Source organism: Thermogemmatispora carboxidivorans (assembly GCF_000702505.1).
Lineage (GTDB): Bacteria > Chloroflexota > Ktedonobacteria > Ktedonobacterales > Ktedonobacteraceae > Thermogemmatispora > Thermogemmatispora carboxidivorans.
In genome coordinates, this window is the sequence record NZ_JNIM01000001.1 from 3,810,580 (window position 1) to 3,822,972 (window position 12,393).

Annotated in this window: 10 protein-coding genes; 7 read left to right on the forward strand and 3 right to left on the reverse strand. The window is 61.6% G+C overall.

What is annotated here, in order from left to right; genetic code table 11:
* Window positions 1-5 precede the first annotated feature (5 nt).
* From N688_RS14925 to serS, 6 genes are all read left to right on the forward strand, one after another.
* A complete protein-coding gene (locus tag N688_RS14925; protein WP_052890023.1) occupies window positions 6-1,025 on the forward strand; it encodes a ribokinase in 1,020 nt (339 codons plus the stop codon).
* A gap of 170 nt (window positions 1,026-1,195) precedes the next feature.
* A complete protein-coding gene (locus N688_RS14930) occupies window positions 1,196-1,507 on the forward strand; it encodes an iron-sulfur cluster assembly protein (protein ID WP_069803982.1) in 312 nt (103 codons plus the stop codon).
* A 786-nt stretch (window positions 1,508-2,293) separates the two neighbouring features.
* Window positions 2,294-3,205, forward strand: coding sequence for a LamG-like jellyroll fold domain-containing protein (locus N688_RS14935; RefSeq protein ID WP_156025435.1), 912 nt, complete (start codon window positions 2,294-2,296; stop codon window positions 3,203-3,205).
* Between the two features lie 233 nt (window positions 3,206-3,438).
* Complete coding sequence (locus N688_RS14940; RefSeq protein WP_052890026.1) at window positions 3,439-5,172, forward strand: zinc ribbon domain-containing protein; 1,734 nt, start codon at window positions 3,439-3,441, stop codon at window positions 5,170-5,172.
* Window positions 5,173-5,452: 280 nt separating this feature from the next.
* On the forward strand, window positions 5,453-6,544 hold the full coding sequence (locus N688_RS14945; RefSeq protein WP_156025436.1) for a hypothetical protein: 1,092 nt from the start codon (window positions 5,453-5,455) through the stop codon (window positions 6,542-6,544).
* A gap of 848 nt (window positions 6,545-7,392) precedes the next feature.
* The gene (gene serS, locus N688_RS14950; RefSeq protein ID WP_052890028.1) at window positions 7,393-8,673 is read left to right on the forward strand and encodes a serine--tRNA ligase; all 1,281 of its coding nucleotides are present in this window, start codon (window positions 7,393-7,395) and stop codon (window positions 8,671-8,673) included.
* A gap of 73 nt (window positions 8,674-8,746) precedes the next feature.
* On the opposite strand, the gene N688_RS14955 is transcribed toward serS, so the two are convergent.
* Entirely contained in the window at window positions 8,747-9,277 is a 531-nt protein-coding gene (locus tag N688_RS14955; protein WP_052890029.1) for a metallophosphoesterase family protein, read from the reverse strand.
* Window positions 9,278-9,413: 136 nt separating this feature from the next.
* On the opposite strand from N688_RS14955, the gene N688_RS14960 reads away from it, so the two are divergent.
* The gene (locus N688_RS14960) at window positions 9,414-10,124 is read left to right on the forward strand and encodes a metallophosphoesterase family protein (RefSeq protein WP_052890030.1); all 711 of its coding nucleotides are present in this window, start codon (window positions 9,414-9,416) and stop codon (window positions 10,122-10,124) included.
* A 138-nt stretch (window positions 10,125-10,262) separates the two neighbouring features.
* On the opposite strand, the gene N688_RS14965 is transcribed toward N688_RS14960, so the two are convergent.
* Together N688_RS14965 and N688_RS14970 are read right to left on the reverse strand one after the other, a co-directional pair.
* On the reverse strand, window positions 10,263-10,466 hold the full coding sequence (locus N688_RS14965; RefSeq protein WP_052890031.1) for a hypothetical protein: 204 nt from the start codon (window positions 10,464-10,466) through the stop codon (window positions 10,263-10,265).
* 650 nt (window positions 10,467-11,116) lie between these two features.
* Window positions 11,117-12,379, reverse strand: a complete 1,263-nt coding sequence (locus N688_RS14970; RefSeq protein WP_052890032.1) for an ABC transporter substrate-binding protein — start codon at window positions 12,377-12,379, stop codon at window positions 11,117-11,119.
* Window positions 12,380-12,393: the final 14 nt, after the last annotated feature.

Below are 12,393 nucleotides of genomic sequence, written 5' to 3' on the forward strand. Positions count from 1 at the left end.
AAACAATGAAGGAGCAGAAGCGCATTTTAGTGGTTGGCAGTCTGAATATGGATCAGGTGGTGCAGGTGCCGCGCCTGCCAGCGCTCGGCGAGACGCTGCTGGGTGCCGGCTCATTGAAGCTGGTGCCCGGAGGGAAAGGCGCCAACCAGGCGGTGGCGATGGCCCGTTTAGGGGGAGCCGTGATGATGGCTGGTCGAGTGGGCCGCGATCCTTTTGGGCAGCAGCTACTGACTGCCCTGCAGGCGGCAGGTGTCTCTACGGAGCTGGTGGCTGTCGATGAGGAGGAGGCTAGCGGCACGGCCTTTATTTTCCTGGTAGAGCAAGACAATGCCATTATCGTAGCGGCAGGTGCCAATGGCCGCCTCGGGCACGACCCCGCGCACATGGCCCGCATCGAAGAGGCTCTGTCACAGGCCTCGGCCCTGGTCCTGCAGCTTGAGATCCCTCTGGCCACGGTTGAGCACTTGATCAAGGCGGCCCACGCTGCGGCTGTCCCGGTCGTACTGAACGCCGCCCCAGCCCAGCCCTTGAGCCCCGAGCTGCTGCGCCAGATCGATCTGCTGATCGTGAACGAGCACGAGGCTCAGGCTCTGGTCACAGCCCTGGGGACAGCCCCAGGTTCCAGCGAGACTACGGCTGCGCCAGAAGAGCCAGAGACGAGGGATGGGCAGGCCCAGGCGCGCACGCTGGCTCTGCGTCTGCATGAGCAGGGAGTAGCCAAGGTGGTGGTTACCCTGGGGGCAGCGGGGGCGCTGCTGGTCACCAGGGAGACCCAGGCAGGCCCTGGTCCGCTCGCTCTCTATGAGCCGGCCCCCCGCGTCCAGGTGACCGATACGACGGCAGCAGGCGATTGCTTCGTGGGTGCCTTGACGGTCGCGCTGCTGGAGGGCCAGCCCCCCGCTCGGGCTTTGCGCTTTGCGGTCTACGCCAGCGCCTTGAAGGTGACGCGCTTCGGCGCGCAGTCTGGCCTGCCGAGCCGGAGCGAGGTGCTGGCTTTCCTGACCGAAGGCTCGTCTCCGGCTTAGTCTCCCGACTGGCTCGGCCTGCCCACCCTTGCCCACTGGTGGCGGAAGGCAGACAAGGCCTCTGCCGGCTTCTTTTGACAAGGTCGAGGCCTTGCGCTATATTTATGTGAAGTAATCCCTACTATGTTACTTGGAATATTGGGCTATCAGCAGAGAAGGAGCAGCAGACTATGCCCCAGATCAATGAGGCCGAGGTGATCGAGGCCCTGCGGGAGTGTTACGATCCAGAGATTCCCGTCAATATCTACGATCTCGGCCTGGTCTATGGGATCGACATTAATCAGGAAACAGGCCACGTGCATATTAAGATGACGCTGACGTCAATGGGGTGCCCATTGGTGGGCGACGTGATGTCTGAGGTCGAGATGCGCGTCAGCCAGGTCGAGCATGTCAAGTCATGCGATGTGGAGATGACCTTTGATCCTCCCTGGACTCCCGACCGCATGAGCGAAGATGCGAAGTGGGAACTGGGCTTGATCTAGCGAGCGCGGGGTCGCTTCCGGCGGCTGCGGGCCGAGCCTTGCCACGATGCCCGCTGGCCGCACAGGGAAGACACCTCGCTCCCCCTTCCCCCACCACAGGGCTTGCCCTGACACGTGACCTTCCCCCGGCGGCACCTTACCGCCTCTGTCCGCTTTCTGTCGCGACACTGGCTCTCTGCCTGCCGGCAGCGGTCTGTCACGTGTTATTTTTTTCTCTTTTTACTCTTCCCTTCGACAAAGCAGTGTGTTATACTGAGTGTCGTCAATCAATACATTTATCTTCATAATATGAAAGGATGAGAAGCACCTTCTTCCGCCCTGGAAGGGACACCTCAAACGTCTTCTCTTCTTCCACTCTCTGTGCTGCATCGCCAGCCCTGGCCTGGAAGGAGGGCACTTGCTTGCAGCGAAAGAATCCCTAGAGGAAATGGAGCGCGTCAAGATCGTGCGAGCAGAGAAACTGGAGTCTTGGGAGCCGGGGCACGGGTGCAAGGAAATGATCAGGGTAAGGATAGCAAGAAAACTGAGAGACCAGGAGGTTTGAGAGGTCTCATGGTCAGGCACTGTGAGTTTTGCTACGCAGCGGTGCCCGCGGATTACACCACGTGTCCTGTCTGCGGAGGGGCGCTAAGGACGAGCGAGGAGCAGGCTGGGACAGGTGGGCAGCAAGCTGGAGCTGGTGGCCCGCCTCCTTTCGCCGCGGAGGCTACGCCAGCCGCGTTTCAGGGCAGCAGAGCGAGCCGCAGCGAGCCAGGTCCTCCCACCCCGCCCGGCGGGCAGTCAGCGATGCCGATGTCAGCAGGGCCACGGCACCCATCCCATCTTCAGCACCGCGAGTTCTCGCAGAAGAGCAGTTTTTCGCTGTCGCGCTCGCTGCGGCTCGGCTTTGCCTTGATGCTCTTCCTGTTCCTGACAGGGCTGAGCCTGCTCATCTATGGCGGCATTTACCACCCGGCCCAGCTGCGGGCGGGGGCCACGGCCACGGTCAGCGCTGCTTTGACAGCTCTTACGCAGAGCACTGCCCAGGCGCATGCCCACGCCACAGCAACAGCCATTGCCCAGGCCCACGCTACGGCTACCGCTGCCACCCAGGCCACTAGCGTTGCTGCTGCTACGGTCACCGCCCAGCAGGCCACCTACACAGCGGCCACCCAAGGAGCACCAACCCTGGTCGATCCTTTGACCGGGCAGAATGGCAACCTGTGGACCCTGGATAGCAACCAGGGTCAGGGCTGCCTCTTCTCCGGCTCTAGCTTGCATTCGGTCGTCTCCAGCGACCATGTCTTCATCCCTTGCCTGGCTCTGGCTACGAGGTTTGCCAACTTCACGCTGCAGGTTCACATGCGCCTGGTGCGAGGCGATGGCGGCGGCCTGGTCTTTCGCGCGAATGGGGCCAGCGGCACTGGCTATCTCTTTTTCGTTGGCAGCGATGGAAACTATAGCCTCATGCTCTCCGATGGTACTCAGGCGAATGCCCTGGTTGGCGGCCCAACGCCAGCAATCCACACGGCGCCTGGCCAGGATAACCTGTTGACGGTGATCGTCCGCGGATCATCGATCATTCTCTATGTCAATAAGCAATACGTGGGCAGCGCCCAGGATACGAGCTTTAGCACGGGGCAGATCGGCGTCTTCGCCATCGATCTGGGTCATGTGACCGATGCAGCTTTTTCTCAGCTCCAGGTCTGGTCGCGCTAACCACTCATGCCCGTTTCTCTGCCTATCGTTTTTCTCTCTGTTTGTGCTCCTTGGCACCTGAACCAAAGCCAGAAATCACGTAGGGCCGGGGCCGGTTTTCGTCCATGCTCCCGCTCTCGGCTCGCTTCTCACAAGCCATGATGAGATCACTTGGCATAGATTGAAAAGCATGTTATGCTGATGATGCCTTCGGGAATCACTACGCCCAGCCCTTGAGGAGGATCTTCTTACCTATGCAATGCCAAATCTGCAAGGCCGAGCTGCCCGCTGAGGCCCGGGTCTGCCCCGCCTGCGGCGCTCCTACTCCTTACAATGTGCTGGAGCCAGAGAAGGAGCAGACCCCGTCGCCTACGTTCGGCAGCCCAGATGATACGCTGATTAAGCATCGCCCCGCGAGCAGCGAACAGTCGATCGGCGTTGAGGATAGCGAGCGCACGTTGCGCGCTCCCTACAGCGAGCCTACGGTGCGGGCGCCTTCGCGCTGGCAGCAACTGCCGCCAGTACCGTCCAGTGCCCAGGGGGAAGCGGCTGCTCAGCAGAGCGAGGCTCAAGCTTCGGGCTCGGGAGGTGAGCACTCTCAAGCCGGTACGGCAACGGAAGCGACCCCAACGGCCTCACCTGCCAGCGGGCCAGCTGCGGCCCCCGCTTCCTCCTCCCAGCCCGGCAGTGTAACGCCGGTCCTACCGCCACGGGATGTGGCCACAAGCTACGGGTGGGTGCCGCCTTCTGCCGGCTCCGGCAGCCCCTCTTACCCTGGCCAGAGCGGCCCCTTTCCGCCCTCGCCCGCTCAATTTCAGGCAGCGGGGGCAGCGCCTCCGACTCCAGCCCCTGGCTCCCCGCCTCAGCCGGCCAGCCAGGTTAGCCAGAGCGGCATCTTTCCGCCCGCCGGCCCCGGCTATCCGCCGGCGGCAGCTTCGTCGCCAGGGTCCCTCGGTTCTGCTGGTCCCTCCTACCCTGGCTATCCACCTTCCTTCTTCCCGCCCGGCCCAATGAGCGCGGCAGGCCCTCACAGGGAGGCGGGCGCCGCTCTCCCTCAACAAAGTCAGCCTGGCTGGCCGTGGTATCCACAACAGCCAACTCCTGGAGCAGCCGCACCAGGTTCAGGCCCAGGCTTTCCCCCCTCTCCTCCCGCGCCGGGCCAGGCCAAAGGAGGCAGGTCTACGCTGCTGCTCATTCTGGCCATCGTGTTGATCTGCGTCATGATCCTGCTGGGGAGCGTCGTCTACCTCGGTGTCATCCGTCCAGGCCAGGAACACGCCGCCGCCACGGCCACGGCTGAAAGTGCTACAGCTCTCGCTCGCAGCCACCAGACGGCGACCGCCGTCGCTCAGGCGAATGCCACGGCAACGGTGACTGCCCTGCAGAACAATCCCCAGGCGTTCTATAGCTATGTCACTGCGCAGACCCCCCAGGTGAATGACTCGCTGGCCAGTCAGAGTGCCAGCAATTGGGATGATATGCGCAATAACGATGGCAGCGGCTGCCAGTTCAACAATGGCGCCCTGCATATCTTGACCACCGCCAACACCCCAGCCTGGGCCTGCGCTGCCAATGCTGCGACGTACCACAACCTGGCCTTCCAGGTCGATATGACAATGGTCAAGGGCGATAAGAGCGGCCTCCAGACGATGGCGGGCCTGGTTTTCCGCCTTGACGAGAATACACGCAGCTTCTATAGCTTCACCATCAGCCCCAGCAGCGCCTACCTGTTGAGTAAAGTCGATAACGGGAATGTCACCTATCTCTCCGAGGGCGTCAGCTCCGCCATTAACGCCAATCTCGGCGAGAGTAATACTTTGACGGTCATCGCCCAGGAGAATACGCTCATTCTGTTCGTGAATCAGCACTACCTTGCTACGGTTCACGACAGCGCTTTGACGAGCGGCATGGTCGGCCTGGTCGCGCTGACCACCGGCAAGATCTCCGCCGACGCCGCCTTTCAGAATGCCAAAATCTGGCAGCTGTAGGCAGGCTTTCGAATGGGAGGGAGAAGATCAGCGGTGATCATGTGACTAGAGGCGAGCCGCTGGCTCAAGCGTAGCGTTGGAACACTGGTCACCACGGGGATGGGGCAGGCCCTACCCGCCCCGAGACTGCCAGCACTCGCGCTCTCTTCTCCCCCGCCGAAGGGTCCTCTGTACCTTCGCCAGGTCCAGGCAGGGCTGGTCTTGTATACAGCGTTCATGCTATAGTAGCAGAGAGGAGCAGAAGGAGAGGAGCCTACTGTCAAGCGAGGGAGCGCCATCTATGCCAGGAAAGCAGCACTCAAGCCGCCCGCCGGTGAGCACGAGCGGCCCCGAGCCGGAGCTACCACCACCTCACAAGTGGACGCCAAGGGCAGCGGAGAGCAGCGAGGTCTCCGCCGCAAGGCCAACAGAAGGAGACGGGTCAGAAGAGCAGGCGGAGACAATGACGCTCGTGAAGGCATCTGCTGCTGAGCCGGCCCCTTTCCGGCTGCGACCTGCCGGACTCTCGCGCCGTCAGTGGTGGCTCTATGGATCGCTTGCCGCCCTGCTGCTGCTGACGAGCACAGCTCTACTCGTCATGCTGACCACGGGCCAGGCTACGGCTATACTCCAGGCCCAGGCCACCGCCCGCGCCCAGGCCACGCGCCATGTTCTGGCTAGCGCCAGCGCCCAGGCCGCAGGCACCGCCCAGGCCCTGGCAACCCAGCAGGCAGCTATTTACGCCACCGCCACGGCCCAGAGCCTGGCAACCGCTCAGAATAGCCAGCTCACAGCAACCGCTACCGCTTACGACGAGCGCCTGAGCCAGATTACACAGGGCCAGCCAGCTTTCAGCGATGATCTGAGCAGCCCCGATGAGAGCCACGGCTGGGACCAGGGCTTCAGCGACGCCGGTACCGGCTGCTTCTTCAACAACGGCGCCTATGAGGCGCGAGCCGGTCACCCCGGACTGCTACAGCCCTGTCTCGCCCACCAGACAAACTTCAGCCAGTTTGTCTACGAGGTCCAGCTGACGATTACCCACGGTCAGGAGGCCGGTCTGCTCTTTCGCGCCAGCAGTGATGGCCAGAGCTACTATCTTTTCCGCGTGAGCATCAACGGCTCGTTCGCTCTCGATCTCTACCAGGGTCAGAGGGGCCAAACCCTGCTGACTGGCTTTAGCCCGGCGATCAGCAGCGGCCTGACGCAGACAAACATTCTGGGCGTGCTGGTCAGTCAGGACACCATCGTGCTCTATGTCAACGAGCAGGCTGTGGGCAGCGTGCAGGACCATACCCTCTCAACGGGGATAATTGGCGTCGCCGCCATCGACGATCAGCTGCCTTGTGTGGCTCAGTTCAGCAATGCCCAGGTCTGGACCCTTCGCCAGTGAGCCGCCAGCGCCGAGGTCTGGGATCAGACAGACTGTGGCCACCAGGCCGGAGCGCTTTGTCCATAAAGGCAGGCCGCCGGGGACTCCTGGATTCATCCAGGGGAGGAAGGCGGCTTCCTGCTCACTCACCCTCACCCTGGGGTTGACTCAGCCGGCTCTCCTATGGTATCCTCCTCACGAGGCTGAAGGCACTGGCCAGCAACGGCTGTGCCTCATCATGCAGAGGGGGCGGGGAGCAGACGGGTCAATTCCGCTAGACTGTCCTGGGGGGCAGTGAGCTGCTGTTAACCAGCCCTGAAGCCTGGGCCAATACGGCTGCGAGTAAGTCCCTGGCTTGAGCCAGGGGCCATTGACTGAGTAAAGGCGAAGAACAGGACAAGTACCTCATGCCTGCGAGGACTAGAGAGCTGCGGGTTGGTGCAACGCAGCGCCGAGGATGAGGGAATCCACCTGGGAGCCCACGCGATGAGCGTTTGCGGTGGCCTCCGTTAACAGGCCAAATGAGGGATGGCTCTATGCAGCCAGCCTCTGGGGTCTCTTGCCCTCTGGCTAGCCGGCAACAGAGCATCCGAACAAAGGTGGCACCACGATCGACGCAGCAACCAGCGTTGTCGTCCTTGCACAGTGGACGATAACGCTTTTTTTATTGCTGTAGGACCGTTATAGGCGGTCAGTTGTCAGGCTCGCAGCCCCCCTGGCCGATGCAGGTCGCTCCTCACGCCTTGCAGCGAGGACGGATCACAACGACCTGACTCCGCCCGGCCAGCGAGCTGGCGCGCGACCGGCTACAGACCAAGGCCCAGGACCCACGTTTGAGGAAGAAAAGAGCAGAAGGAGGAAGGTTTTTCGTGCTGGATCTCGGCTTCATTCGCAATCATCCAGAGCTTGTCAAAGAGGCTGTACGCCTCAAGCAGAGCGATTTTGACGTCGACCAGTTTCTGGCCCTTGACCGCCAGGTCCTCGAACTGCAGCATCAGGTTGAGATGCTGCGAGCGGAGCAGAACCAGCTTTCGAAGCGCGTCGGGCAGGCCGGTAAAGACAAGGAGCTGCGCGAGGCCCTTATTGCCCAGGGCAAGGAGCTGGCGGCGCGCCTCAAGGAACTGGAGCCGCAGCTAGCGGATCTCATCGAGCAGCGCCAGCAGCTCCTCTACCTGGTGCCGCAGATTCCTGATCCCTCGGCCCCCGTCGGCACGAGCGAAGAGGACAACGTCCCGGTGCGCTATTGGGGAGAGACGCCGCAATTCGACTTTCCGCTGTTAGATCACTATACGCTGATGCAGAAGCTGGACCTGGTCGACATAGAGCGTGCAGCCAAAATCGCCGGCTCGCGCAGCTATGTGCTCAAGGGCGATGCCGCTCGCCTTGAGCTGGCCCTCCTGCACTTCGCGTTCGATCGCATCGCCACCAAGGGCTTCACGCCCCTGATCGTGCCGGCGATGGCGCGCGAGTTCTGTTTCATCGGCAATGGTCAGTTCCCGCGCGGGCGGGACCAGGTCTATGCCCTGGAAGGAGAGGATACTTTCCTTGTAGGAACCGCCGAGGTCTCGATTACGGGCATGTTCAAGGACGAGATCCTCAGCTACGAGGAGCTGCCCTTGACCTTCGTCGGCTTCTGCCCCTGTTTCCGCAAAGAGGCCGGCACCTATGGCAAGGACACGCGCGGCGTCTTCCGCGTCCACCAGTTCAACAAGGTCGAGCAGTATGTGATCTGCGAAGCCTCGCACGAGGAGTCGGTACGCTGGCACGAGCAGCTGATCCGCAACGCCGAGGAGCTGGTTCAGGCCCTGGAGATCCCCTATCGCGTGGTCAATGTCTGCACCGGTGACATGGGCGATGGCAAGGTTGGCATGTACGATCTGGAATGCTGGGTACCCAGCGAGGGCCGCTATCGCGAGACGCACTCTTGCTCGTACTTCCACGACTGGCAGGCGCGGCGCGTCAATATCCGCTACCGCGATCGCGATGGCAAGCTGAAGTTCGTACACACGCTCAATAACACGGCTATTGCTTCGCCGCGCATCCTGATCCCGCTGCTGGAGAACCATCAGCAGCCCGATGGCTCGGTGCGTATTCCCGAGGCCCTGCGCCCCTATCTGGGCGGCCAGGAGGTGCTGCGGGCACGCCGCTGATCACCCCCTTCTGGCTTCCTTCCCTTGCGCTGCCGACCAGCAAGCGACGGGCTGGCTCCGCCTCGGAGCCAGCTCAGCGGACAGAGGAAGCCAGGGGGATGATTTCCCCGCGCAGGCTGCCGCTGGCGTCTTCAATGTAGAGACGGCCAATCGTGCAGGTTGGCTGAGTGCGCCGATCGGTAGCGCTGCCGGGATTGAAGAGCAGCAGCCCGTCCCGTTGACGCAGATAGGGAACGTGGGTATGACCGAAGATCACACAGCTCGCCTGCGGGAACTCGCGGCGGGCCGCCTCCAGACGCGCCTCATCCTCGCTGCGCCGCCGCGCGCTGTCCGGGCTGAGGATATGAACGACGCCGATGCGGCAGCCGCCGATCACCAGCTCGCGCTTGAGGGGCAGCGCGCGCCGCACTTCGTCGCTCTCGATGTTGCCCTGCACAGCGACGACCGGGGCGATGGTCTCTAGCTCACTGACGACGGAGAGCACCGAGAGATCTCCAGCATGAATGATCAGCTCGACATCGGCAAAATAACGCCAGAGGGCCTCGGGTAAAGCCTTGAAGCGCGGAATATGGGTATCCGACACGACGCCGATAACGTGTTCCATCGGCTCTCACCTCCGTTGCAGCAGACAGGTCCGCCCCAGGCCAGACGGCAAGCCGCTAGCTGCCTCGCCCGGCAGCGGATTACCTCTTGCCTTCCTTGTCGCTCGCTCGCTCTAAGGAGAGGATAGCAAATTGACTATGCGCATTGCCATTATCTCTGATATTCATGGGAATCAGGTGGCCCTGGAGGCCGTGCTGGAAGATCTGCACCGCCAGCCAGCGATCGATCAGCTAGTCATCGCTGGCGACCTCTGTTTGAATGGTCCGCGCCCTCGCGAGGTGCTCACAATTGTCCAGCAGCTCGGCTGCCCGGTCATCAAGGGCAACGTCGATGAGGAGGTGGTAAGCGCCGCCCCCGAGAAAGGGCGCAAAAAACAGAGCACCGTGGCCTGGACGCGCGAGCAGATCGGACCGGAAGGCATCGCTTATCTGCGCGACCTGCCTTTCTCGTACCGCGTGGCTAATCCCAATGGCAGCGATGCCCTGGTCGTGCACGCCAACCCGCGCAATTTGGAGGACGCCATTCCTCCTCACGCCTCCGATCAGGAGCTGGAGCGCTTGCTTGGTAGCTTGGATGAACAGATCGGCACCCTGGCCTTCGGCCACCTGCATATCGCTTACCTGCGGCGCTGGCGGCACCTGTTGCTGTTCGATGTGGCCAGCTGCGGCCTGCCACGCGATGGGGATCAGCGCGCCGCCTACGGCATTCTTAGCTGGCAAGGCAACGGCTGGGAGGGCGAGATCCGTCGCGTGCCCTACGACCTGGAGGCCGTCGTCGCTCAGATCCGCACCAGCGGCATGCCCCATCCCGAGCGGCGCATCAAGATCCTGCTGGAGGCCCACTACTGAGGTCCCGCAGCGTGCAAACCACAGCCTAGAACAGAGGGAGCAGAAGAGAGAGCGACGGGGGCAGGCAGTGGTGGGGAGTCGCCATCGCCTGCGCCCCGTCGCTCAGGTGAAGCGCTGAAGCGGAGCAGCTATTTTGCTCTATAAGACATGCAATAATTGACAGAAGATGCAGGTACAGGTCGCTGGATGACCAGGAGCATGCTCCAGCAGCGACAGCGGCTGCTCGTTACGGGGCAGCTCCTGCACTGGCATCGCCTCCTCACCGAGATAGCTGGCAGCATCGCCAATATCGACCAGCTCAAGCTCACGGATAATTTCCTTCAGTTCACTCGTAGTTGCCATGCTCAATGATCCCTCTCCTCTTGCAGGACACTCAGCCCCGGGACGCAGAGAGCCCGCACGAGTGGCACACTCCTGCTGCAACAGAGAACCTATCTCACATTGCACCAGGAAATGTTCGATAGAATACTCCGATTCGATAAATTTCAATAATTAAGCGATAAAACCAGGCACTGCCAGACCTTGCGCTGATCACTGGGCGCGTCGAGGTCGCAGCCAGGACCTTTATTTGCTCGGTGCGCCAGCGAGTCGGGCCAGTTTGCCGAGCAGCAAGCTGAATAGCTTTCACTTAATATATACGTGTCCAGGTTGACATTCATCGCCGCAAGTGCAAGCGAATAGACCAGTTGGGTCAGGCAAGCGAGCAAGAAGGAGACGAAGAGAGCATGGAGCTGCTGGCCGGGGCGCAATTGAGGGCAGCGTTGTACGGTCCAAGCGGTAGGTAGAATGGACGAAGGAGAGGAGTGGAGGCGGCACGAGGAGAGGGCAATGATATGGCATCCAGGGCCGGGCGGGGGCGAGAGCCTGGCCCTGCCGAGCTGCTCACCGGCTGTCCCCATCCCGCGGGGTCGCAGGTAGGGGACAGCCGGTCGTCATGAGCAACCAAACACCAGGGCAGACAGGGAAGAAAAGGAGCGAGCTAGCGAACCTGCTTAGAAATGAGACTGGCTGGCGGCCACCCCGGTGAAATCTGACGAGAGCGGCTTCACGCCGGCAGGCTGGGTAGCATCAACCTGGTAGATCACCGAATCGCGCGTTGGCACGCGCTGATCGGGCGTCGAGCCATAGTGCGCCGGCGGCAGCAAGCCACCCATATCCACCGACTGCAGCGACTCGAAGGCGCGGAAGAGGCCATCGCGTGTCAGATCACCGTTCTCCATCGCCTTCTTCAGAATGGCGTAAGTCACGTAGGACTCGGCATAGCCAAACTCGAAGTAGCCATCGGGCTGCTGCTTCGGGAAATACTTGGCCTGGTCCTCTAACATCTGCTTCATCCCCGGCACGCTCGTATCGCCCCAGGCCGCTCCCTGCGAGACCACCCAGGCCCGGCTGATCAAGGGCTTGAGTGCCGGCACCGCCAGTAGCTGAATCGAGAAGGCCGGGCTTTGCAGAATCCACTGCGGATTGTAACCCAGCTTGTAGGCTGTAGCGATAATGGTCGCCGTGGCCGTTGGCAGCGTCGTCATAAAGACATACTTCGCGCCGGACGCCTTCAGCTGCGCCACCTGAGCGGTGAAATCTGTATCATTGACCGCAAAGGAGACCTGGGCAACGTCGTGCAGGTGGTAGACACTGACGGCTTCGCGATAGCCCGTCAGCCCATCCTGGCCGTAGTCATCATTCTGGTAGATGATGGCCGTGGCCGGATTCTTGACGCCCAACTTGTTAACAACGTAGTCAAAAGCATTCTCCACCTGGAGACGGTAAGGTGTGCCCACCAGGATCAGATATTTCTCACGCGCCAGCGCCGATGAGAGGGTCGCCGCCGAGACCAGCATGTGGTCGGCTGCCGCCAGATCCTTGATAGCAAAAGTCGGCTGCGTCCCGAGGCTATCGGCAATCATCAGCACCTGGTTGCGGATCTGGTTGTACTTCTGCACCTCCAGCTGTGGGCTATACTGCGTATCCTGTTCAACGAACTGGACCTTAAAGCCGTTAATGCCGCCGTGGTCATTGACATGATAGAAGAAGGCTTTCACACCATTGGCGATCGGGATGCCGACCGGTCCGGCCACCGGTCCCGAGTAGGGCGAGAGAATGCCTAACGTGATCGTCTTCTTATTGAGATCGACGCCTGGCCCCGCCTTGAGTCCACCCGAGCTACTGCCCGTGCTGCTGCCTGCGCAGCCCGCAAGGATCGGTAGACCGGCCAGGAGGATGAGTATACAGGCAAACAAGAAACGTTTGGTGACCATAAACAATTACCCCC